Origin of the sequence: Mycobacterium sp. SMC-18 (genome assembly GCF_045310895.1) — a bacterium.
Taxonomy (GTDB): domain Bacteria; phylum Actinomycetota; class Actinomycetes; order Mycobacteriales; family Mycobacteriaceae; genus Mycobacterium.
In genome coordinates this window covers 22878-45645 of the sequence record NZ_JBJIAL010000035.1, presented here as the reverse complement: position 1 = coordinate 45645, position 22768 = coordinate 22878, and the positions used below count along the sequence as shown (strand labels likewise).

At 68.2% G+C, this 22768-nt stretch carries 25 protein-coding genes; 9 read left to right on the top strand and 16 right to left on the bottom strand.

The genetic code is table 11. The annotated features are described in order from the left end of the window. Positions 1-73: 73 nt before the first annotated feature. Entirely contained in the window at positions 74-1534 is a 1461-nt protein-coding gene (locus tag ACJH6J_RS23435) for an aminotransferase class I/II-fold pyridoxal phosphate-dependent enzyme (protein ID WP_406804595.1), read from the top strand. 55 nt (positions 1535-1589) lie between these two features. Further along, positions 1590-1889, top strand: coding sequence for a hypothetical protein (locus tag ACJH6J_RS23430; RefSeq protein WP_406804594.1), 300 nt, complete (start codon positions 1590-1592; stop codon positions 1887-1889). Position 1890: 1 nt separating this feature from the next. On the opposite strand, the gene ACJH6J_RS23425 is transcribed toward ACJH6J_RS23430, so the two are convergent. Genes ACJH6J_RS23425 through ACJH6J_RS23385 form a run of 9 tightly spaced genes read right to left on the bottom strand, consistent with a single transcriptional unit; the run spans position 1891 to position 11830 of the window. After that, complete coding sequence (locus ACJH6J_RS23425) at positions 1891-3183, bottom strand: UDP-glucose dehydrogenase family protein (RefSeq protein WP_406783603.1); 1293 nt, start codon at positions 3181-3183, stop codon at positions 1891-1893. Further along, the gene (locus ACJH6J_RS23420; RefSeq protein WP_406783602.1) at positions 3180-4142 is read right to left on the bottom strand and encodes a glycosyltransferase family 9 protein; all 963 of its coding nucleotides are present in this window, start codon (positions 4140-4142) and stop codon (positions 3180-3182) included. Before ACJH6J_RS23420 ends, ACJH6J_RS23425 begins: the two co-directional genes overlap by 4 nt. After that, the gene (locus ACJH6J_RS23415) at positions 4133-4816 is read right to left on the bottom strand and encodes an SDR family oxidoreductase (protein ID WP_406774726.1); all 684 of its coding nucleotides are present in this window, start codon (positions 4814-4816) and stop codon (positions 4133-4135) included. The genes ACJH6J_RS23420 and ACJH6J_RS23415 overlap by 10 nt, the downstream gene beginning before the upstream one ends. A gap of 16 nt (positions 4817-4832) precedes the next feature. Then, entirely contained in the window at positions 4833-6182 is a 1350-nt protein-coding gene (locus tag ACJH6J_RS23410; protein ID WP_406783601.1) for a PfkB family carbohydrate kinase, read from the bottom strand. Continuing rightward, positions 6175-6744 (bottom strand): SIS domain-containing protein, encoded by a 570-nt coding sequence (locus ACJH6J_RS23405; RefSeq protein WP_318984495.1) that lies wholly within the window; start codon positions 6742-6744, stop codon positions 6175-6177. Before ACJH6J_RS23405 ends, ACJH6J_RS23410 begins: the two co-directional genes overlap by 8 nt. Then, complete coding sequence (locus ACJH6J_RS23400) at positions 6704-7753, bottom strand: glycosyltransferase family 9 protein (protein ID WP_406783600.1); 1050 nt, start codon at positions 7751-7753, stop codon at positions 6704-6706. The genes ACJH6J_RS23405 and ACJH6J_RS23400 overlap by 41 nt, the downstream gene beginning before the upstream one ends. After that, on the bottom strand, positions 7750-9252 hold the full coding sequence (locus ACJH6J_RS23395) for an HAD-IIIA family hydrolase (protein WP_406802093.1): 1503 nt from the start codon (positions 9250-9252) through the stop codon (positions 7750-7752). Before ACJH6J_RS23395 ends, ACJH6J_RS23400 begins: the two co-directional genes overlap by 4 nt. After that, positions 9249-10874, bottom strand: coding sequence for a carbamoyltransferase (locus tag ACJH6J_RS23390; protein ID WP_406783598.1), 1626 nt, complete (start codon positions 10872-10874; stop codon positions 9249-9251). The genes ACJH6J_RS23395 and ACJH6J_RS23390 overlap by 4 nt, the downstream gene beginning before the upstream one ends. A gap of 2 nt (positions 10875-10876) precedes the next feature. Next, on the bottom strand, positions 10877-11830 hold the full coding sequence (locus ACJH6J_RS23385; RefSeq protein ID WP_318984491.1) for an NAD-dependent epimerase/dehydratase family protein: 954 nt from the start codon (positions 11828-11830) through the stop codon (positions 10877-10879). A 40-nt stretch (positions 11831-11870) separates the two neighbouring features. Between ACJH6J_RS23385 and ACJH6J_RS23380 the strand changes: the two genes are divergently transcribed. After that, positions 11871-12821: a glycosyltransferase family 2 protein gene (locus ACJH6J_RS23380; RefSeq protein ID WP_406804593.1), complete on the top strand. Its 951-nt coding sequence runs from the start codon at positions 11871-11873 to the stop codon at positions 12819-12821. Here ACJH6J_RS23380 and ACJH6J_RS23375 read toward each other — a convergent pair. Both ACJH6J_RS23375 and ACJH6J_RS23370 read right to left on the bottom strand, forming a co-directional pair. Beyond that, positions 12749-13981, bottom strand: a complete 1233-nt coding sequence (locus ACJH6J_RS23375) for a glycosyltransferase (protein WP_318984489.1) — start codon at positions 13979-13981, stop codon at positions 12749-12751. The genes ACJH6J_RS23380 and ACJH6J_RS23375 overlap by 73 nt on opposite strands. A 15-nt stretch (positions 13982-13996) precedes the next feature. Continuing rightward, positions 13997-14977, bottom strand: coding sequence for a glycosyltransferase (locus ACJH6J_RS23370; RefSeq protein ID WP_318984488.1), 981 nt, complete (start codon positions 14975-14977; stop codon positions 13997-13999). Between the two features lie 79 nt (positions 14978-15056). Between ACJH6J_RS23370 and ACJH6J_RS23365 the strand changes: the two genes are divergently transcribed. From ACJH6J_RS23365 to ACJH6J_RS23355, 3 genes are read left to right on the top strand one after another with little or no spacing between them, the layout of a single operon-like run. Further along, positions 15057-15263 (top strand): hypothetical protein, encoded by a 207-nt coding sequence (locus tag ACJH6J_RS23365; RefSeq protein WP_318984487.1) that lies wholly within the window; start codon positions 15057-15059, stop codon positions 15261-15263. Then, positions 15263-16099 carry an SDR family oxidoreductase gene (locus ACJH6J_RS23360; RefSeq protein ID WP_318984486.1) on the top strand — a complete coding sequence of 279 codons (837 nt, stop codon included), beginning with the start codon at positions 15263-15265 and terminating at the stop codon, positions 16097-16099. Before ACJH6J_RS23365 ends, ACJH6J_RS23360 begins: the two co-directional genes overlap by 1 nt. Positions 16100-16135: 36 nt before the next feature. Next, the gene (locus ACJH6J_RS23355) at positions 16136-16939 is read left to right on the top strand and encodes a DoxX family protein (protein ID WP_406804592.1); all 804 of its coding nucleotides are present in this window, start codon (positions 16136-16138) and stop codon (positions 16937-16939) included. 28 nt (positions 16940-16967) lie between these two features. On the opposite strand, the gene ACJH6J_RS23350 is transcribed toward ACJH6J_RS23355, so the two are convergent. From ACJH6J_RS23350 to ACJH6J_RS23340, 3 genes are all read right to left on the bottom strand, one after another. Next, the gene (locus ACJH6J_RS23350) at positions 16968-17123 is read right to left on the bottom strand and encodes a DUF6131 family protein (protein WP_165605920.1); all 156 of its coding nucleotides are present in this window, start codon (positions 17121-17123) and stop codon (positions 16968-16970) included. A 29-nt stretch (positions 17124-17152) separates the two neighbouring features. Further along, positions 17153-17365, bottom strand: coding sequence for a hypothetical protein (locus ACJH6J_RS23345; RefSeq protein ID WP_090562272.1), 213 nt, complete (start codon positions 17363-17365; stop codon positions 17153-17155). Positions 17366-17464: 99 nt separating this feature from the next. After that, a complete protein-coding gene (locus ACJH6J_RS23340; RefSeq protein WP_318984484.1) occupies positions 17465-18013 on the bottom strand; it encodes a hypothetical protein in 549 nt (182 codons plus the stop codon). 55 nt (positions 18014-18068) lie between these two features. On the opposite strand from ACJH6J_RS23340, the gene ACJH6J_RS23335 reads away from it, so the two are divergent. The 3 genes from ACJH6J_RS23335 to ACJH6J_RS23325 all read left to right on the top strand — a co-directional run bounded on the left by ACJH6J_RS23335 (position 18069) and on the right by ACJH6J_RS23325 (position 19865). Further along, on the top strand, positions 18069-18833 hold the full coding sequence (locus ACJH6J_RS23335; protein ID WP_318984623.1) for an endonuclease/exonuclease/phosphatase family protein: 765 nt from the start codon (positions 18069-18071) through the stop codon (positions 18831-18833). 124 nt (positions 18834-18957) lie between these two features. After that, positions 18958-19632 (top strand): methyltransferase, encoded by a 675-nt coding sequence (locus ACJH6J_RS23330; protein WP_318984483.1) that lies wholly within the window; start codon positions 18958-18960, stop codon positions 19630-19632. Continuing rightward, entirely contained in the window at positions 19629-19865 is a 237-nt protein-coding gene (locus ACJH6J_RS23325) for a CDGSH iron-sulfur domain-containing protein (protein ID WP_318984482.1), read from the top strand. The genes ACJH6J_RS23330 and ACJH6J_RS23325 overlap by 4 nt, the downstream gene beginning before the upstream one ends. On the opposite strand, the gene ACJH6J_RS23320 is transcribed toward ACJH6J_RS23325, so the two are convergent. Together ACJH6J_RS23320 and ACJH6J_RS23315 are read right to left on the bottom strand one after the other, a co-directional pair. Beyond that, positions 19847-20578, bottom strand: a complete 732-nt coding sequence (locus ACJH6J_RS23320) for a SigB/SigF/SigG family RNA polymerase sigma factor (RefSeq protein WP_346415692.1) — start codon at positions 20576-20578, stop codon at positions 19847-19849. The two genes, ACJH6J_RS23325 and ACJH6J_RS23320, sit on opposite strands and share 19 nt — an antisense overlap. Before the next feature lie 368 nt (positions 20579-20946). Then, a complete protein-coding gene (locus ACJH6J_RS23315) occupies positions 20947-22749 on the bottom strand; it encodes a thiamine pyrophosphate-requiring protein (protein WP_406804591.1) in 1803 nt (600 codons plus the stop codon). Positions 22750-22768: the final 19 nt, after the last annotated feature.

Here is a 22768-nt window from a genome sequence, read left to right as displayed (position 1 = left end):
TCCCCGATACCCGCAGACGGGGGCCGCTAAACCCGGGTGTAGACGGCGGCAACACGGGTATGCCAACGACACCATGGATCAGTCTGAGACCCCTGTGCTCGATGCGCTCGTGCGCTACCGCTCGATCGGCCGGTACGGCTTCACCCCTCCCGGCCATCGACAGGGGCGTGGCACCGATGCCCGCGTACTGGATGCTCTGGGCGCACAACCGTTTTGGGATGACGTGCTGGCCAGCGGCGGCTTGGACGACCATCGCAACTCGGGCGGCTACCTGCGGCACGCCGAGGACCTGATGGCCGCTGCGGTGGGCGCCGACATGGCGTGGTTCTCGACGTGCGGCAGTTCGTTGTCCGTGAAGGCCGCCATGATGGCGGTCGCCGGCGGTGACGGCAGTCTGGTGGTGGGCCGCGACAGCCACAAGTCGATCGTCGCGGGCCTGGTGTTCTCCGGGGTCGTCCCGCGCTGGATCAACCCACGCTGGGACGCCGAGAGGCATCTGTCCCACCCGCCGTCGCCGCAGGACTTCGCGGACGGCTGGCGGCGCCACCCCGACGCCGCCGGCGCACTGATCGTCAGCCCGTCCCCGTACGGCACCTGTGCTGACCTCTCAGCGATCGCGGACGTGTGTCACGCGCAGGGCAAGCCGCTGATCGTCGACGAAGCCTGGGGTGCGCACCTGCCGTTCCACGAGGACCTGCCCACGTGGGCGATGGATGCCGGTGCCGACATCTGCGTGGTCAGCGTGCACAAAATGGGTGCCGGGTTCGAGCAGGGCTCGGTGTTTCACGTCCAGGGCGACCTGATAGATGACCGCAGGCTTGCCGCCTGCGCGGACCTGCTGACGACCACCAGTCCCAGCGTGCTCGTGTACGCGGCAATGGACGGCTGGCGACGCCAGATGGTCGAGGACGGGCATCGACTGCTCAGCGCCGCGCTCCGGCTGTCCGACGAGCTACGCCGCGATCTCGAGCACATCGACGGCCTGCATGCTCTCGAGGACGAACTGCTCGGCGTCGAGGCCTCCCACGACCTGGACCGTCTCCAGGTACTGGTCGACGTGTCCGCCGCCGGGTTGTCGGGTTACCAGGCCCAGCAATGGTTACGGAAGCACCACCACATTGACGTCGGGCTGGCAGATCACCGCCGGATCCTGATCACGCTGTCCATGGCCGACGACCCGGAGACCATCCGTCCGCTGGTGCTGGCGCTACGCCGGTTGCCCACGGCGGCTGCGGATTTCGAACCACCCCCGCACGTCCACCTGCCGGCACCCGACGACCTGCAGCTGGAAACGGTCCAGTCACCGCGGGATGCGTTCTTCGGTCCGGTGGAGACGGTGCCTGTCGAGATGGCGGTCGGACGCGTGTCGGCCGAACAGATCACGCCTTACCCGCCGGGGATACCGGCCGTCGTCCCCGGCGAACTGATCAATGCCGAGGTCCTGGATTATCTGCGGACCGGCGCCGCCGCGGGGATGTACCTGCCGGACCCCGCCGATCCCGAGCTCAAATCGGTGCGAGTCACTCGGGTGTAGAACCGCCCTGCGCCGGGCATTAGAACGTCGAGGGCTGATCCCCAGGAGGCATTCCATGAAAGACCCCGTCGACCATGCTCGCACCACCCGGCCGCATGCCGGCGAATCCTTGAAGGACGGCACGAACGCTCCGGGCCTGGTGGCGGTCGGCCTGGCGGTGGCGACCTTGGTCGTGAGCTTGTACTTCTTCGCCGACGGCCGAGCGGACACCGGTGGAGTGGCCCTGGCGATCGCGGCAGTGCTGGCCGTGGGGGGCGGCGCCTGGCTCTACGCGCGGCACCGCCGCATCCGGCGCCGTGAACTCGACTACCTCGAAACGCACCCCGGTGCGCCGCGGACGCCGCCGACGAGCTGACTCAGAAACCCGGGCTCCTCCCGTTGCCCAGGTAGCGCAGACCGGCGGCGGTCACCGTCCGCGAGTCGAGCACGTTCCGGGTGTCGATCACGACAGCGTCAGGTGCATGTTGCGCGATGCGCGGCCAGTCCAGGTCCCCGAACACCGGCCATTCCGTCAGTACGACGAGCGCGTCGGCCCCCTTGGCCGCGGTGTAGACATCGTCGACCGCGGTGACCCCGTTGTCGCGCAATACTTTCGGGTCGATCACCGCCAGCTGCGGATCGTATCCCCGGACCTCCGCGCCCTGCCGGGCCAGCGCTGCCGCGATGGTCAGCGCCGGCGAATCCCGGACGTCGGGGGTACCGGCCTTGAAGGTCAGGCCCAGCGCCGTGATGCGCGCCGATGCGACGGGTTCGGCCATGGCCGCCGACAACGCCCGCACTACCCGCGGGGCCTGCGCCGCGTTGGTGTCGCGCGAGGCGGCCACCTCGCGCAGCGCCACGCCGTGCAGCCGCGACGTATACAACAGCGCCGCACTGTCTTTGGGCAGGCAGGAACCGCCCCAGCCGGGTCCGGGCTGCAGGAACTGCCCACCGATGCGGGCATCGGCGCCCATGCAGCGGGTGACGTCGGCGATGTCCGCGCCGACCTCGGCGCACAGCGCAGCCAGCGAGTTGACGTACGAGAGCTTCACCGCCAGAAAGGCATTGCTGGCGTACTTGGCCAGCTCTGCGCTTTCCGGCGCCATCCGGAGCACCGAATCGGCAGTCGCCCCGTACAGGGCACCGACCCGGTCGGCGGCGGTGTCATCCATGGCGCCGATGAGGACCCGGTCCGGCTCGCGGGCATCGGCCACGGCATGGCTCTCACGCAGGAACTCCGGGTTGGATACCACGTGGATCCCCTTGTCGCGCACCGCGGTGGCGATGTCTCGGGTGGTACCGACCGGCACCGTGGATTTGACCGCGATCACGCTGCCCGGCGACAGGACCTGCCGCAGTTCGGTGACGGCCGACCACACCGCGCTCAGATCGGCGGCGCCGTCGGCACCGCTCGGTGTCGGCACGCACACGAACACCACGTCGCAATCCGACAATGCGCCGAAATCGGCACTGAAGCACAGGGTTCGGTCAGAAAGACCTGAGGTCAGGAGCTCGGCCAGGCCGGGTTCGTCGAGCGTGGCGATACCCTGGCGCAGCTGCGCCACCCGGGCGGTGTCGGTGTCGACGCACACAGTCCGATGTCCCCGCTCGGCCAGGCACACCGCAGTGGTGAGGCCGACGTAGCCCGCACCGACCGTGCCCGCCGTCATACGCGTTCCTTCAGTACGCCTTCTGTCGCCGCGATCACCCGTTCGACGGTGATGAGCAGCAATCCCCGATCTGGCCGGTCGGCGTGCGGGTCGCCCTGATCACCGGCCCACAACACGATGTGGGGGCCGGTGCCGGGCGGTCCCCACCGAGCCGGCGGCGTCGGGCCGAACAGCAGCACCGACGGCGTCCCCGTCGCCGTGGCGATGTGGCCGATGCCGGTGTCCCCACAGATGACCAATCGGCTGTCACTGATCAATGCCACCGTGCCCATGAGCCCGAGGCGGCCGGCCAGCACCGCGCTGTCGGGCAATCCGGCGCCCGCGGCGACCGCTCGGGCCAGGTCGAGTTCAGCGCTCGACCCGGTGATGACGACGCGCTCGCCGGCCCGGTGCAGCGCCGCGGCGACGGCTGCGAAGCGCTCGGCCGGCCATCGCCGGGCCGGCGCCGAGGCCCCGGGATGGATCACCACCGAGCCGGAGCGGTCCGGATATCCACGCGGTCGGCTGATGGCGAGATCGCCTGGGTCACAGGCGATGCCGGCCCATTCCAGCAACCCGCACCAGCGCGCCACGTCGTGCACGTCCTCACGCCACGGTGGTCCCGCGTATTGGGGAAAGGCATCATGCCGGTGAGTCAGCAGCGCTCCCGGGCGTATTGCGGCCAGATCAGCGATGCTCTCCGGGCCGCTGCCGTGCAGATTGACGGCCAGATCGGGCGGGCGGCGCCGCGGGTGCAGCCGCCCGAGCTCCGGTGTCGCGTCGACTTCGTCGACCGCACCGGACAGCAACGCCAGGCAGACATAGGGTTCGGGCGTGGCCAGCACGATCCGTGCATCCGGGTAGGCCCGGCGCAGTCCGCGCAGGGCCGGAAAGCTGGTCAGCAGGTCACCGAGACCGAGCGCACGCAACACCAGGATGTCGCGCGGTGCACCGATGGTGTCGGCCCACCTCACGGCCACGAGGGCTCCGTCGATTGGCACACGACCAACTCCCGAATCTCGCATCCGGCCGGCTGCGACAACGCGAATATCACGGTGTCGGCGACGTGTTCGGGGTCGTTCAGTTTGGCGTCGGGCGGCGGCTTGTACTGCTCGTCGCGGTCGTCGAAGAACGCGGTCCGCATACCGCCGGGGATCAGCGTCGTGACGCCGACCTCTCCGGCCAGCTCGGCGGCGAGCGCACGGCTGAAGCCGATGACGCCGAATTTCGACGCGCAGTACGCCGTGGCGTCGCTGACCGCCTTGAGGCCCAGCGTCGACGCGCAGGTGACGATGCGTCCATGTGCCGCTTTGAGATACGGCAATGCCGACCGCACCGCCGCCGCGGTTCCCAGCAGGTTGACGTGCACGACCCGCTCCCAGTCCTTGACCGGTACGTCCGCCAGCTTGCCGCACGAATCGATGCCGGCCGCGGTGAACAGTCCGTCCACCTGCCCGCCGCACTCGTCCGCCAGCAGGGCCACCGCGGCCTCGACCGCATCGGCGTCGGCAAGGTCCGCGCACTGGAACGGCACCGGCACCGACGGGATGTCGCGATCGATCACCATGGGCCGACCACCCTGCGCGGCAATCCTTTTCACGGTCGCGGCGCCGAGCCCCGAGGACCCGCCGGTGATGATGACGTTACCGATCATGGCTTGTTCCCTTCGTTCACGATCGCGCTGCGGCGATCAGATTGGATGACGAGTAACCGGCGACGGTCGGCAGCAGGACCACCTCACCGCCGTACCGGCGGACGACCTCGGCCTCGGGCAGTGGCGCGTCGGCGTAGTCGCCGCCTTTCACCCACACATCGGGGCGCAGCCGGGCCAGTGCCTGCGCGGGCGAGTCTTCGTCGAACACCAGCACCGCGTCGACGCAGGCCAATGCCGACAGCACGCGGGCGCGGTCGGCCGCTGCCATCACCGGCCGGCCCGCGCCTTTGAGGGCACGCACCGAACGGTCCGAGTTGATCAGGACCACGAGCGCGTCGCCCAACAGCCGGGCCTGGCGCAGCAACCGGACATGGCCGGTGTGCAGCAGGTCGAAGCAACCGCCCGCGGCCACCACCGTCGTCGCACGTGCCCGCAGCCGCTGCCGCACGGTTTCGATGTCACCGGTCAGCGCTTCGAACTCACCGCCGTCATCCGGCACATCGGTCACCGGCGTCGACACCGCGCCGGCGCCACCGGCCGCGACGAACTGCCCGGCCACACCGACCGCGGTGGTGACGGCCGAGCGCACGTCCTGCCCGTTACCCAGTTCAGTTGCCACCGACACCGCGAACCGGTCGCCGGCACCACAGGAATCACCTCCGGACACCCGGCCGACGAGCGATGGAATCTGCACGGTGCCAAGTGGTTCCGTATCGAGTACCGCACCTTGTGCGCCACACGTGACGCAGACCGCGGCGGCCTGCCAGTCCTTGCGCAGGGACGCCGCCGAGCGGCCGACCGCTTCGGCCTGGTTGGGCGTGACCAGTCGGCACCCGCGAACCGGGTCGCTTCCCCGGGGATGCGGATCCCACACGACCGGCACCCGCTGTGCCGCCGCCGACAACAGCGCCCGCAGCCCGGGATGCGCGGTGACGCCGCGCCCGTAATCGGCCACGCAGATCACCGCGGCATGCGCGATCGCATCCGCTGCCTCGGCGGGAACCTCGTCAGGAGCGGCGGTACCCGAACCCCGGTCGATCCGCAGCACGCACTGGCCGCGGGCCCGCACCCGGGTCTTGCATACGGTGCCGCCGAGCATCGGCAGCGGCACCACCCGGACACCCGCGCTGGACAACAGCCCGGTCAGCTGACGACCGTCGCGGTCGTCGGCGACAGCGGTCACCAACGTCACGTCGTCGGCCGACCGGGCGGCCAGCAGCGCCGCGAGACCGGCGCCACCGGGACGATGCCAGACCCGCTCGGTGTCGATCACGGGCACCGGGGCGTCCGGACTCAGCCGCTCGGCCGCCCCGTCGATATCGACGTCCAGCAGTGAATCGCCGACGATCACAATCGAATCAGCCACGCGGCACCACCTGGAGCCGCTCGTCGACCTCGATGCACAGCGCGTGAACCAGGAACAGATGCAGTTCCTGGACGGTGGCCGTCGAGGGCGCCTCCACGCAGATGGCGTCTTCGCAGATGGCGGCCAACGGATTCGGCGCCGGGCCGGTCAGGGCCCAGGTGGTCATCCCGATCTCGTGGGCTGCCTTCACCGCCGCCAGGACGTTGGGACTCGAACCGCTGGTGGACAAGGCGACCAGCACATCTCCCGGTCGGCCGTGCGCACGTACCCCGCGGGCGAACATCTCCTCGACCCCGTAGTCGTTGACGATCGCGGTGAGTGCGGACGTATCCGCGTGTAAGGCGATGGCCGACAACGGGTTCCGCTCGTCACGGAAGCGGCCCACCAACTCGGCGGTGAGATGCTGGGCCTCGGCCGCGCTACCACCGTTGCCGCAGGCGAGCAGCCGCCCTCCGCCGTCGAGCAGGTCCGCGAGTCGGCAGCCCCATCGGCTCAACCGTGGCGCCTCGATGCCGATCCGGTCAACGGCCTGCGCCAACGCCGAGATGTGCGCTGTGATCATGGCATTCTCCCAACTGAGTGACTGCCGCCAGCACCTCCGCGTCGGAGATGCCGTCCAGGCAGGGATGGCCGCGCACCGGGCACGTGCGGGCCCGGGTGCCCCGGCACGGTGCGGACTGATCACCGAGCCGAATGACGTTGCGCGTGTATGGACTCCATTGACTGGCGGGGACCACGGGGGCGAACAGCGACACCACTGGCGCACCGACCGCCGCGGCCAGGTGCGCGGGTCCGGTATTGGGTACGACGACCGCGTTGGCGTGCCGGAACACCGCGGACAATTCGCCGAGAGTGGTCCGGCCGCCCAAATCCAGTGCCGCCGTTCCCGCGACCTGCGCGGTGAGCCGACGTTCGCCCGGACTCCCGGTGACCAGTACGCGATGCCCCGCGCCCACCAGGGCCCGCACCATCGCCGCGCTGCGCGCCGCGCTGGGCCGGCGGGCCGGAACCGCCGCACCCGGGTGGAACACCACGTATCCCCCGCCACCGAGTTCACCCTCCAGCTGCTCCGGCAGCTCCCGGTGTCGCACCCGCAGCGCGCCGTCGTCGCTGTCGGGTAGCTGACAGCCACCGGCACATACCAGCGAAAGGGCCCGCAACGGCTCGGGAACGTCGGGCGTCACATGGTGACGGAGATCGAGCAGGGTCCCGGGATAGTCGTCGCAGATGGCGCCGATCCAGGGCACCTCCGCCATCCGGCACAGCAGTGCCAGCGGCAGCGGCGACTGGTGGAACGAGGTGGAGATGTACACCCGCTGCGGCGCGATGGCCCGCAGCGCCGCGATCAGCCGGAAGGCGTGCTCGCTCGTGAGATCCGGTGAGTCGAAGTCGACCCACGGTGCCTGCCACTCGACGATGTCGTCAACTCCGGGGAGCAGCTCGGCGGCGGCGCGGCCGCGGGGACCCACCAGCATGGTCACATTGCTGTGGGCGGCGACGGCGCGGACGGCCGGCCCGGTGATCAACACATCGCCCGCGCTGTCCAGCCTGGCGAACACCGTCGTGCTCATCGGCACTCCCGCAGTACGAGATTGACCGCGTCGGTGAGCGTCGACGCCACTCGCGCTCGGCGGCAAGCAGATTCGATCTCCTGCGGCAACGTGCGGGCCGTGGGGACCAAGATGGCCTCGGCGTCCGCGGCCAGCGCTGCGTCGACATCGCTGCCGGTGTCCCCGATCAGGACGCAGCGCGACGCGGGTACACCGAGCGCTTCGGCGGCTGCGTGCACCATGCCGGGCGACGGTTTGCGGCAGAAGCAGCCGTCGTCGGAGGCGTGCGGGCACACCTGCCAGGAATCGAACGGCCCCAACAGCGAATTGACCATCGCGTTGACGCTCTCCAGCTGATCCGGACTGATCAGTCCGCTGGCGACACCGGACTGATTGGTCACGACGCCGAGCAGCAGTCCCTGTTCGCGCAGCCGATTCAGCGCCATCGCGGCGCCGGGCACCGGCACCACCCCGGCCGGGTCGTTGAGGTAAGGGCCGTCCTCGATGATGGTGTCGTCGCGGTCGAACAGCACTGCCAGCGGCGGCTCCTTGCGGGCACGGCAGAACATCCACGTGCCGCGGAGCCGGTGGCGCACCGCCACCGGCGGAATGACGACGCTGGTGATCAGCAGGCGGGCCGCCCAGAACAGCCCGCGCGGCCCGGAAAGGTAACGGCGCAGCCAGAATTCGGTGGTCAGCGCGGCCCAGACCGCAGCACCCACCCGCACCGGCTGGCGGCGCCGGGCCAGGACGCCCAGCACGGTGGTCAGGGCAGCCGCCGTGGTGACGGTGTGCGCTGCGATACGGCCACGGCCCTCCCCGATCGCGGTTCTCCAGCCGCGACCATGTTTGCGGCGCATCAACGCGTCGTCGGTGTTGCCGACCTGTGCGCGGACCGCACTCAGCATGGTCGACTGAGCCACCGGGTGGATGGATCGTCTTGTGCCCCAGTCGATCCTGCCGCCGGCCCGGGTGATGCGCAGCGCCAGGTCGGAGTCTTCGCGGTAGGCCCGCGGAAACCGCTCGTCGAATCCGCCGACCTGGACCAGAGCCGAGCGGCGATAGGCCAGGTCCGCGGTGATCCACTGGGCGCCCGCCAATCTCTCGGTGCGGCGCTCGTCGTCGGTGAGCCGGCGCTGCGTCGGCACCGGAACCGCGATCCGCCCCTGAGAGCCGACGGCACCATCGGCGTCGGCGGCCGCCAGGTCACCCTTCAACGCGGCCAGCCACCCGTCGGCGGGCACCACATCGTCATCGAGAAAACAGATCCACCGCGCCGTCGCACTGCGCCAACCGACGTTGCGCGCGGCCGCTGGACCGCGTCCGCCGCTGCGCAGCACCGTGAGCGGCACCCTCGACACCGGCAGCAGCAGTGCCGGCACGGAACTGGGGCGATCGTCGACGATGATCACCTCCGCCGGGCTGATGCCTGGCGAATCATCCAGTGCGGCAATGAGGTCATGCAGGGATGCTCGGCCAATGGTCGGGATCACGATGGCGGCGTCCAGGTGTGGGTTCATCGCAGCCCCTGTGCGCGGCGCACCACGTAGGGACCGATGACGAGCATGTCGATCGGTGCGCTGCCGAAGCATTCGAGGGCGTCGCGTGGACTGTCGACCATGGGCCGGCCGGCGGTGTTGAAGCTGGTGTTCACCACCACCGGGACTCCGGACAGCTCGGCGAATTGCGCGATGGTCGCGTGCAGCAACGGCTGCGCGGTGGCGTCGACGGTCTGGATTCGCGCGGTACCGTCCACGTGGGTGACGGCGGGGATGCGCGGGCGCCAGTCCGGCGCGACGTCGTGCACGAACAGCATGTAGGGGCTCGGTATCGGGCCACCGCTGAAGATCTCGTCGGCCCGCTCGGCGAGCACCATGGGCGCGACGGGCCGGAACTGCTCGCGGCCCTTCACATCGTTCAGGCGCTCCAGGTTCTCCGAGCGTCGCGGATCGGCGAGCAGGGACCGGCAGCCGAGGGCCCGCGGGCCGTACTCCGACCGTCCCTGGAACCAGCCGATGAGATTGTTGTCGGCAAGCGCTCGGGCGACGGTGCCGGCCAGATCGGCCGGGCGCTCGAACGGAACCGCTGCGGTGGTGAGGGTTTCGGCGATCTGCTCGTCGGACCAGTCCCGGCCGAGGGCCGCCGACGCCATCGGGACGATCGGTTCGCCGGCTTCGGCGGCCAGCGCCAGCGCCGCACCGAGGGCCGTCCCGGCATCACCGGCGGCGGGCTGCACCCACACGCGACGGAACCCGCCGCGGCGGTGGATCTCGGTGTTGGCGACACAATTGAGTGCGACACCGCCGGCCAGGCAGAGGTTCTCGTGATCGGTCGCGTCGCGCAGCCAGTGCACCAGTTCGAGCAGCACGTCTTCGACGACCCGCTGCACGCTGCACGCGAGATCGACCCTGTCGTCCCAATCGGTGCCGAACGACGCCCAGTCGACCGGCCAGGTGCAGAAGCCGCCATCGCCGGTGGCGTATACGGATTCCCGCAGCTGATCGGCGAATCGCGGTTTGCCGTAGGACGACATCGCCATCACCTTGTACTCGTCGGACGACCGCTTGAACCCGAGGTGTTCGGTGAGCTCCTCGTACAGCAGTCCCAATGAATGCGGAAGGTCCTGGGCGGCAAGGATGTCGAGCTTGTGGTCGGTGCAGCTGCCCGCGAGCATCGACGTGCTTTCGCCGCGACCGTCGACGACCAGGACAGCACAATCCGGGTCGGGCGCCGCCAGGGCGCTGGACGCCGCGTGCGCGACATGGTGCCGCACAAACCGCACCTTGGCCGGATCCAGCCTGGGCAGTGCGGTTTTGAGGAAATGTGGGGCACGTTCGGCATACAGCGTGCGGAGGTATTCCCAGTCCCGGTCGAGGCCGCCGCGGTCGGCAGGGATGTCGCGCATCAACCGGGGGTCGTACGAGTATCCGACCGCGTCCAGGTCGGACGGCGCCAGCCCCGCGCGCTCCAGGCACCATCGGGCCGCCTGTACCGGGACCTCCCACGTCGCGAAGGGCACCGCGGACTTGCCGTGCTTGCGACGGCTGAACCGTTCTTCCTCCGCCGCGGCGATGATCTGGCCGTCCACCACGACGGCAGCGGCCGGATCGTGGAAGACCGCATTGATTCCGAGTATTCGCACTGCTAAACCCCCTGCCCGGCAAACCATTTGATGGTCTCCGACAACCCGTCGCGATAGCTGACCCGAGGCCTCCAGCCCAGCAGCGCCATCGCGGTGCTGATGTCCGGACAGCGCCGGTGCGGGTCGTCGGCGTCGGCCGGTTCGAACTCGATGGGCGAGGAACTGCCGGCGAGCTCCCGGATCAGCTCGGCGATCTGCAGGACCGTGAGCTCGTCGGGGTTGCCGATGTTCACCGGTCCGGCACAATCGGATTCGCCGAGCGCGACCAGCGCGTCGACCGTGTCGTCCACATGGCACAGCGACCGCGTCTGCTGACCCGTGCCGTGCACCGTCAAGGGTGTACCCGCCAAGGCTTGCCGGCAAAACGTCGGGACGACACGTCCGTCGTCACCGCGCATGCCGGGTCCATAGGTGTTGAAGATGCGCGCCACACCCACGTCCGCCGAGTACGTCCGCCGATGTGTGAACACCAGCGCCTCCGCGAACCGCTTCGCCTCGTCATACATGCTGCGAGGGCCGATGGGATTGACGTTGCCCCAATAGGATTCGCGTTGTGGATGCTCGAGCGGGTCACCGTAGACCTCGCTCGTCGAGGCCAGCACCAGCCGCGCGCCGGTTTGGGCTGCCAGGCCCAGCGCGTTGGACGTCCCGGCCGAACCGACACGTAGCGTCTGCTCGGGCATCCGTTGGTAGTCGATGGGTGACGCCGGGGACGCAAGGTGGAACACCACGTCCAGTGGCCCGCCCGCGACGCTCGGATCCAGCTTGTCGGCGATGTCGAGCTGGACGAACCGGTAGCCCGGATACTGTGCGGCCAGGCCGATTCCGGCATCACCTGCGGTGCTGAGGTCGTCCACGCACGTCACCTCGTAGCCGTCGCTGAGCAGTCGCCGGCAGAGATGCGTGCCGAGGAAGCCGGCGCCTCCGGTCACGAGTGCGCGTCGTCGATCAGCCATGAGCGTTTGCCGTTCTGCTGGGCGGGTAGTGGGAGCCGTTGTGAACCAGGGCACCGAAGAAAAACTCACGTTCGTGATCGCGACACGTGATCGCGAGAGCGAACTGGCTGCCGTCGTCGAGCGACTGCTGCAGACGACGGGCTGTCCGATCATCGTGGTCGACAACCATTCTCGTGACGGTTCGGTTGCCCGAATGCGTCAGCTCGAGCAGACCACCGACCGGCTCCGTGTGCTTCCGCTCGGCTCGAACCTCGGTGCCGTGGCCCGAAATATCGGCGTCGCCGCCTGCCGAACTCCGTATGTCGCGTTCTGCGATGATGATTCGTGGTGGGCCGCTGACGCGGTACCGCGGGCCACCGAAATCTTCGATACGCAACCGAACATCGGCCTGATCGCCGCCCGGACCGTGGTCTGGCCCGGTGATCGCGAGGACCCGGTGTCGAGCATGCTGGCCGCCAGCCCGCTGCCGCGCCGTTCCGGTCTGCCCGGGCCGCCGGTGCTCGGATTCCTGTCGTGTTCGGCGATGGTGCGCAAATGCGCCTTCCAGGCCGCGGGTGGCTTCAGCCCGATCCTGCACTTCCGAGGTGAAGAACAGCTGCTGGCAATGGATCTCGCCGCCCTGGGCTGGGAGTTGTGCTACTGCGCCGAGCTGACCGCGATACACCGCCCGTCCACGGTCCGGCCGCCGACGGCCGCGCAGGATGCCCGTGCGCTGCGTAACGCCACACTGACCACCTGGTTGCGCCGCCCGGCCAAGCAGTGTGCCGAGGCCACGGCCACGCTGCTCCGGGCGGCCATGAACGACCGGGAGTACGCGCGGGCCGCCCTGGAGGCGCTGTTGCGGGTGCCGGCCGTGCTGAGCGGGCGCCGGCTGCTGCCCGCGGAGGTCGAGGCGGCCGTCCGTCTGCTGGAGGCCCCTCATCCCGACAACGCCCGCGGCCGAGAGGGACGAGCATCGAACCAGAAGCCCGACGCCGCCAACCGGTCATAGATTCTCAGCGTCTCCGCCGCCACGCGGTCCCAGGAGTACCGGGCCTGCGCGCGATGACAGCCGGCCTCCCCCATGGCCCGGCGGCGCGAGTCGTCCGCCAGGAGTTCGTTGAGGACATCGGCGAGCAGATCAGGACGCCGCGGCGGCACCAGGCGGCCGGTGACACCATCCACGACGGTGTCGAGCATGCCACCGACCGCGGACGCCACCACCGGCACGCCACAGGCCATCGCCTCCAGCGGGACGATCCCGAACGGCTCGTACCACGGGGTGCACGCGACAACATCCGCCGAACGCAGCACCGCGGGCATATCAGCACGCTCCACCGACCCGTACAGCCGCACCCGCTTCGCGACGCCGAGCTCGCGGGCCAGCGCCAGTAGCCGCTGTGCCTCGCTGTCGGCACGCAACGCGGCCTTGTCGGGACCACCGACGATGACGAGTTCGGCGTCGGGTATCCACTGCAGCGCACGGATCATGACATCGAATCCCTTGCGCTGCACGAATCTGCCGACGCTGACGATGCGTGGGCGCGCCTTACGGGCGGCGGCCCGCCCGTCGGGACGGAACAACTTGAGGTCGACGCCGCACGGCACGACCGAGATCCGGGACCGCTCGCGGCCCAGACGCATCAGCTCGAAAACTTCATCGGTGCATGTCGCCGCCACCCAGGTGGCTTCCCTTGCCACCAGCTTCTCCAAGGTGAGCCGCTCCCGCGGACTGGTGTCCTGGTCCTTCTGGTACCTCCGCTTGACCACACCCAGCGCGTGGAACGTCTGCAGGGCAGGCAAATTCAGTTTCTTCGCCGCCAACTGCGTGGCAACGCCGGACATCCAGAAGTGGGCGTGCGTGACGTCGGGACGGGTCTGTGCCCACTCATCGTGGAGAAACCCGCCGAACTGCCCCATGTACGGCAACAGGTCGTCCTTGGGAACCGGGCGCGGCGGGCCGGCGGGCACATGCACCACCGTGTACCCCTCCGGCGCGATGACGCGCTCCGGCACGTCGGGATCGTCCCGACGGGTGTACACGTCGACCCGGTGCCCATGTCGACTGAGCGCCGCCGACAACGCCGCCACGTGGACGTTCTGCCCGCCCGCGTCGGCCCCGCCAAGTGCCGCAAGCGGATTGGCGTGCTCGGAGACCATGGCAATTCTCATCGTTCCCTCTTCCGGTCAGTGGCAGACGTCATCGATCACGCGGTTCCAGTCGGCCAGGAACCGGTCAAGTGCGAAGTGCTCGGCAGCGAACTCGCGGGCCGCCTTGCCCGCCAGCGCTGCCGCGGCGGGATCGTTCACGAAGTCCAGCAGGCCTCGCGACAGGACCTTCACGTCGGCGCCGACGACACCCGCGCGGGACGGCACCACCAGCGGCGCCATCGTCGAGGCGACCGCCACGATCGGCATGCCGAGGTACATCGCCTCGACCAACGACAGTCCCAGGGATGTCCATCGCGCGGTATGCAGATACACGCGGCGGCGTGCGACTCGACGCCACAGCTCGGGCGCGGGGATATCGCCCTTGCCCCGCAATCGATCTCGCGGGTCGGCCTGACGGCGGTTGAGTTCCTTGGTGTCGATCCCCCACACCTCGATCGGGACAGCTCGCGACAGCTCGCCGAGCAGGTCGGCGCCCACCGTGCGCCATCTGCGTAGCGGCTCGTTGATCATGGCCGCGGCCCCGGCGATGTCACCGGTGTAGAGCGGGCCGGGATCGGCGATGCCGTGATCGATGACCTTGGTCGGTGCAATTCCGTTGTCCCACATCAGCCTGTTGAATTCGGTGACATGGATCAGCGGGATGTCCCGCCGGTCGGCGAGCGGATGCACACTGTCCACCGCGTTCGGGCGCGGCGCGTTGTGCTCGACGTAGACGGCCGGCACGTCGACTCCGGGACGCCGCCGCAGCCACCGTTGTGCTTCGTCCAGTTCCCCGGGCCGCTGCAACACCACCAGGTCGACATCGGCAGCAGCCAGTTCCGAGAGCGGAATCTCTTGTGCTCGTGGCCAACTCCGGCCACACAAGCCACGCGCGTCACGATCGGGTGCCGCAGCCCCAACAGGCACGAGGTAGCGGTGCGGGCCGGCCACGAACGACTCCATCCAGGCGCCGTGCACATGCCACACCAGCACCGATTGCTCGCGGTCTGCTGTCATGCGGGCCGAGGTACCCGAGGGTTCGGCACTTAAACACCCGAAGTGTTTTCCGGCGCGTGGGACGGGTATCCGCTCTGACATGACACCAGAACAGTTCCCGGACGCAGTCCCCGACGCAGACGCCGTCGAGCAGTCGCGTGACGTCCAAGAACCGGTCCTCGATGACGAGGCCGCGGTCACCGGCCGCGACAACCCGCCGCCGGAGGCCGCCGCACACGATTGGTTGGAGCAGACCGCGGATGTCGAAATTGATGCCGACGAGGACGATTTCGGACGCGATGCCTGATGGAAACACCGATCCCCTATCCCGGGCACACCGCCGACATGGCAGAACAGCCGCATGATGAGATGCGCCAGTACGTCGGCCGCGGGCTGCTGAAAGGTCGCCGGGCCCTCATCACCGGCGGCGACTCCGGCATCGGGCGCGCGGTGGCGGCGGCGTTCGCCAAGGAAGGTGCGGACATCGCCATCGCCTACCTCGAAGAGCACGACGACGCGACGCACACCGCGAGCATCGTGGGCGCGGCCGGACGGACGTGCGCCCTGTTCCCCGGTGATCTCGGCGAGGCCGCCCATTGCCGAGAGGTGGTGGCGCGCACCCTCGCCGAGCTCGGCGGGCTGGACATCGTCGTCAACAATGCCGCATATCAGGCGCCTACAGACGATCTCACCGACATCACCGATGAGCAGTGGCGGCGGACGTTCGCCGTGAACATCGACAGTTACTTCCAGGTGACCAAGTCCGCCCTGGCGCATCTCCCGGACGGCGCCGCGATCATCAACACCGCGTCGGTGAACGGGCTACGCGGCAATGCGTCGCTGATCGACTACTCGGCCACCAAGGGAGCCGTCATCGCGTTCACCTACGCGCTGGCCCAATCACTGGCCAAACGCCGCATCCGCGTGAACTGTGTCGCCCCCGGGCCGGTCTGGACGCCGCTCATCCCGGCCACCATGCCGCAGGAGAAGGTCGAGTCATTCGGCGCCCACGCACCGTTGGGGCGGCCGGCCCAGCCGGACGAGATCGCGCCGTCGTACGTCTTCTTCGCCGCCGACCAACTGTCGTCGTACTACAGCGGTGAAGTGCTGGCGCCCCTCGGCGGCGAGACGATGCCGGGATGATGTTTGGGCCGGTCCCGCACGGGAAATCCCTGCCCCATGATCATTCGTAGGATCGCCCGTCCACTTCTGGCCACCGCGTTCATCGGACAGGGCGTCGAAACCCTGTTGAACACCGACTCCGGCGCCCAGGCCGTACAGCCGGCGCTCGACGGACTGAAGGACATGCCGGAACCCGTCGCACGCAATGTGCCCTCCAACGCCGTCGCCGTGGCGCAGGCGACCGCGGCCGCTCAGGTCGCCGGCGGGCTGTTGCTGGCCACCGGACGCATTCCGCGCGTGGCCTCGGCAGTTCTCGCGGCCACGGTGATTCCCGCAAACCTCGGTAACCACATGTTCTGGGCCGAGGACGATCCCGAGGCGAAAGCCGCCAAACGCCGGGGCTTCCTGGCCGACCTGAGCCTGCTCGGCGGTCTGATCCTCGCCTCCGCGGATACCGCCGGAAAGCCGTCGCTGGGATGGCGGGGTCGGCGCGCCGCGAAACGGGCGGCCGAGGCCCTCTCATCGACGGTGCCGTCCAGGACGGAAGTTGCGCTCGCCCGCATGCCGGAAGTGGGCGAAAAGCTGGGCCACGGAGTCCAAACCGGCTTCGAGCACGGCCGTGAGCTCGCCGGCGTCGCGCTCGAGAAGCTGGAAGGCGGGCTCGAGAAGGCTGCCCCGTATGCGGAATCTGCCTACCGGAAAGCCAGCGCCCGCGCCTCGGAGTTGGCCGACACCGTGGGAGACGGCTTGGAAAAGGCCGCTCCCTACGCGGAATCCGCGTACCGGAAAGCCAGTGCGCGTGCGTCTGAATTGGCCGACACCGCAGTCACTACCGCAAAGAAGGCGAAAGCCCGGGCCTGAGGCCCGGGCTTTCGCCCCTCTTGTCACGTCAATACCAGTACCGGCGTCCGGCGACGGCATGACCGGCTGCCCCGAGGAGCCAGAAGATCGCGCCCACCACGACGAGCACGATGCCCAGGACCCACAGCAGATACACGTTGAAGACGAAGCCCAGGATGAGCAGGACTACTCCCAAAGCAATCATGATGATCGATTCCTTTTCTCAGATGCGGTTCACCGCATGGCACTCGGTTGCGGCAGTCGGCAATCGACCACCTTCGGATTGACCCCGGCGTAGTTCAACGGCCCGGCGACCACGGTCAGCGCGATACGCCCTGCCGAGCCGCAGCTCGTGTCGCCGCCGCGGAAATAGTCGCGTTGCCAGGCCGCCAGCACCCCGATCAACAGCCAGACCACCACGATGACGCCCACGCTTCCTCGCAACATGGCTCCTCCTAGACAGACCTCTCTGGTCTCATGGAAAGAAGTACCCATGGGTGCGTGACGGCAAACTAACGCGCAAGAAAAAGAACCCGCGACCGGTGCTTACCCGTCCAGCCCAAGTCGGGCCGCCAGCTCGAGAAAGGCCATGGCGAAGTCGTTTCCGGCCGCCAGTTCCCGGATTCGCGGCCAGTCGAGTTGCTCACGGACCGCGCGCACCGCCGGCAGCAGCGGAGCGAAGTCACAGTGATGTTCGTTGAGCGTCAGCAGCTTCTGGGTGATCACCGCATCGGGGGTCAAGACCGGCATCGAGATGGCCAGTACCTCGCGATCCACGGCCCCGGCGAGAAGAGCGGAGTCCACAGGCACGCCGTTGAGTCGGTGCAGAACATCGACGAGCACGCCCTCGAAGTACGCTTTGAACAGCCAGTCTTCTGGTGGTCGCTCGATGTCGAATCCGTTCTGGCCCAATATCTTCACCGCCGCCTCGGTGTCCGGCTCGGGCACGACGAAGTCGACATCGTGGTCGGGTTCCGGCGCGCCGTGGACCCACAGCGCGTAGCTGCCGGCAAGGGCGAAACTCTGGCCGTTCGCCTTGAAGGCACTTGCCGCGGCGCGCAGTGCGTTTCTCAGCTGGGTGCGCTCAGGACACATGACGCACCGCGCAATCAAAGTCGGCGTTCGGGGGTACCGAGTCATCATGACTTCGATGCGCCTCGCGACCTTCAACATCCTGCACGGCCGCACCGTCGGCGACGGAGTCCATCTCGACCGGCTTCGTCGCAGCATCAGCATCCTCGACCCGGACATCCTGGCGCTGCAGGAGGTGGATTTCGACCAAACACGTTCCGGCCGGGCGGATCTGACCGCCATCGCAGCTGAGGTCATGAATGCCGTCTCCCACCGGTTCGTCGCCGCCATCACGGGAACGCCGGGCGCCACCTGGATCGCCGCCACCGGTGAGGAACAACCCGAATCGGCGGCGTACGGCATCTCTCTGCTCTCGCGGTATCCGGCGACCAGCTGGCAGGTGCTGCGGCTGCCCCGGATACCGACCCGCTTTCCGATGTACCTTCCGGTGCCCGGCAGGGTCATGATCGTGCACGAGGAGCCCCGCGCCGCCGTGCTCGCCCGGCTCGAGACGCCGTTGGGCGCCATGACGATCGCCGGGACCCACTTGTCGTTCGTACCCGGCTGGAATCGGCATCAACTGCGGCAGCTGGCCCGCACAGTCCGCGCGCTGCCCGGACCACACATCATCGCCGGCGACCTGAACATGGCGGCGGAACCAGCCGAGCGCTGGTCGGGCATGCGTTCGCTGGCCTGTGCCAACACGTTTCCGGCTGAGGCACCGGCCCAGCAGCTCGACCACCTTCTCACCGACGACCGGCAGCTGGCCGTGCTCCGACATGCCACCCCGGAGGTGGAACTCTCGGATCACCGCCCGCTGGCTGTCACCGTGACCCGGCATTGACGGGTGTTACCCGTTTCCGCCCGCATCAAAACCGCCCAGGTCATGCGGCGTTACCGAATTGACGCGTTTGCCCATGCCGCATCCCGGTTATATCGGAGAGGTTGGATCCAGAGAGGAAGCCCGAATGCTGAGCTCCGAAATCTCGCCTGAGTGCGCAAACGTCTATCTGCCGCAACACGATTCGCGATTGTTGATCGAAACCATGCACCGCTGCTGCCACCCGGCGGGCATGCGCGTCGCGGACCTGTGTACCGGCAGCGGGGTGGCAGCGATTGCTGCCTCCGGCGCCGGAGCGGACAGCGTCGTTGCCCTCGATACGTCGCAAGCCGCCATCGCGGCAGCCCGCGCCAACGCACGGCTCGCCGGTTGCCGCATCGATGCGCGGCTCGGTTCCTGGTCGGCGGCACTGGGGCTCGAGCCATTCGACCTGGTGCTGTGCAACCCGCCATATGTGCCCGAGCCTGCGAGCGAACCGGTGATCGTCGGCGCCGGTGGTCCGCCCACGTCTTTCAATGCCGGCCCCGACGGCCGGCTCATCCTCGATCCGCTCTGCGCCGCGGCGCCCGCGCTGCTCAGGCGCGGCGGCGCAGCGCTCATCGTCCACTCCGAGTTCGCCGATGTCGCGAGCAGCGTCGCCGCCTTGCGAGGCGGCGGCCTTCAGGTTGACGTGGTGGCGCGCCGGACCATCCCATTCGGGCCGGTGATGACCGCTCGCGCACGGTGGTTGGAGGACTGCGGTCGACTGACACCCGGGCGGCGTACCGAGGAACTGGTTGTGATCAAGGCGGTGAAGCCATGAGTCCCGCGCGCAGAACCGTGCGCATCGTGCCCCGCGGCCCGATGCTGATCCAGGGGCCGGTCCAGGTCGAACTCGAAGACGGGACCCGCGTCTGCTCTGACAGATTCATGGTCGCGATCTGTTGCTGTCAACGCAGCAAGACCTATCCGTGGTGCGACACCAGCCATCGGCGGCAGAACCGGTCTGCCGCCGATGGCCGAAAGGCCGGCGTCGATCAGGCGCAACCCACTTGAGCGCGCAGATCGCGCAGGGTGCGGTCCAGTATCCGTGACACATGCATCTGGGAAACGCCGATCGAGTCGGCGATCTGCCGCTGCGTCATGGCACCGAAGTACCGGAGATACAGCACTTTCTGCTCGCGTCGAGGCAGCGCCGCCAGCAGGGACCGTACCGATTCACGATCCGTCACTCGGTCGAATCCGGCATCCATCTCACCAAGGGAGTCACCGAGCGCCTGCGCCCGCGAGTCGTCGTCGACGACGTTGACGTCCAGCGACTGGGGTTGATACGCCTTGGCTGCCACGATGCTCTCGACCACCTGGTCACGGTCGATCTCCAGCTCCTCGGCGAGCTCCTCGATGCTCGGCGCTCGCCTCAGGTCGTTGGTCAAATACGCAGTGGCACAGGCAATATCGTGCTGCCGATCGCGAATTCTCCTGGGTACGTGAACTTTCCAGCCATAATCCCGGAAATATCGCCGCAGCTCTCCCATCATCGTCGGCAGGGCGAACGCCACGAATCGTGATCCTCGCGCAGGATCGAACCGGTTGACGGCCTGCAGCAACCCCACCCGGGCCACCTGCATCAGGTCTTCGAGATTCTCGCCGCGGCGGTCGAAGTGGCGTGCCACCCGGTCGGCCAGCGGGCAGCACCGCAGCACGATGCGTTCGAGTTGACGAGCATAGGCGGCCGAGTCGGGCGGTAATTGACGGAGCATCACGACCATCGCGACCACATCCGCGTATTCGTCAGGACTTTGATCGGGCTCTGCGCCGGCTTCTACCGGCTCACTCGCTTTACGAAAGTCGTTTTCCAACACAGAAACTGACATGCAGCACCCCTTCCAGGGTGTGACAGCACGCGCGATACCACCAATTGACGGCATAGCCGATTAGTTCGCGACATGCTGGCTTCCGCCGTGAAGGCGGAACGGCGATCTGCCGAAGTCGAGCCCGATTGCAACCGGCGAATCCTGAGAATGGAGGCCCCGCTCTGGACCGGATTCACGCGCCGAGCTGCAGTACCCTCGACTATCGCCGCTTTTGGCTAAGCGGCCACGCTGTAACAGCGTCGTGCTTCTCACAGTACACGGGGCTACCCGGCGCCACCACCGGAACGGGCGATGTACTCCTGCGCCTTGGTCTTCATCCCCTGATACACCAGGTGCCAGCCGTTGGGATCACCCTTGAGCACCGCGGCGGTCAGGTCTTTGATCTGTTCGTAGGTCGCGTGCGGAGGGATCGGCGGCACTTCGGGGTCGCACCTGACGTCCAGCACGACGGGGCGATCGGCACCCAGCGCCCGATCCCAGGCCTCGCCCAGCCGGTCGGGATCATTGACCGCGATGCCATCCAGCCCCATGGCACAGGCGATCTCGGCATACGAGACGTCCGGTAGCGATTGTGACGGCACGAACTTGGGCGCTCCGCCCATTGCCCGCAACTCCCAGGTGACCTGATTGAGATCGCCATTGTGGAAGACACACACCACCAGGCGCGGGTCGGACCATTGCTCTGCATAGCGCTTGATGGTCAACAGCTCGGCCATGCCGTTCATCTGCATCGCGCCGTCGCCGACGAGCGCGACGACAGGACGGTCCGGATGCGCGAACTTCGCACCGATCGCGTACGGCACTCCGCACCCCATGGTTGCGAGCGTGCCCGACAGCGAACCGCGCATCTCACCGCGTAACTTCAGGCACCGCGCATACCAGTTGGTGGACGAACCGGAGTCTGCCGTCACGATGGCGTCGGCCGGTATCCGCTGTGAGAGCTCCCACACGATCCGCATCGGATTCACCGGGCGGGCCGACAACATGCACTGGCGCTCGACGGTGTCCCACCAGCGAGACACGTTGTGCTCGATGGTGTCTCGCCATTTCCGGTCGGTCTTCGGTTCCACCAGCGGCAGGAGCGCACCGAGCGCGGCACTCGCGTCGGCGACGATGTTCACCTCCGTCGGGTAGCGCATGCCGATTGCCGTTCCGTCGATGTCGATCTGAATCGCCCGGGCCTGACCGAATTTCGGCAGGAACTGGCTGTAGGGAAAATTCGATCCGACGATCAGCAGGGTGTCGCAGTCGCGCATCATCTCGTAGCTCGGCCGCGACCCGAGCAACCCGATGGACCCGGTGACGTACGGCAGCTCGTCGGACAGCACGTCCTTGCCCAGCAGTGCCTTGGCGAGCCCGGCGCCCGTCTTGTACGCAAGTTCGCGCACCTCTTCGGCGGCCTGGCGGGCACCCTGCCCGACCAGAATCGCCACGCGCTCACCGGCATTGAGCACATCGGCTGCCTGGCGGACCTGTTCGTTCTGCGGATACACCGCCGGCGGCACATACTCCGGATCACTCGACGGCACCTGCTTGAACGCGTGCTGCGGAGGTTCGTATGGCTGCTCCTGCAGATCCGACGGGATCACCAGGGCCGTCGGCGCCCGCCGGGCCAGCGCGATGCGGATCGCCCGGTCGAGCGCGTTGGGTAGTTGGTTGGCGACATTGACATCGACCAGGTAATCACTGGCGACATCCTTGAAGAGACTGTGCAGGTCGACTTCCTGCTGATAGCTACCACCCATCGCGCTGCGCGCCGTCTGGCCCACGATCGCCACCACCGGAACGCGGTCGAGCTTGGCGTCGTACAGCCCGTTCAACAGGTGGATGGCGCCCGGTCCCGATGTCGCCATACAGACACCGAGCCCACCACCGAATTTGGCGTATCCGGTGGCACAGAACGCCGCCATCTCTTCGTGGCGGGTCTGAATGAATTGCGGCACATCATCGCTCCGGCCGAATGCGGAAACGATCCCGTTGATGCCGTCACCCGGATAGGCGAATACGTGACGGACATGCCATTGCCTCAGCCGCTCGAGCAGGTAATCCCCAACAGTCATCGTCATCCGGGCGTGGTACCCGTGA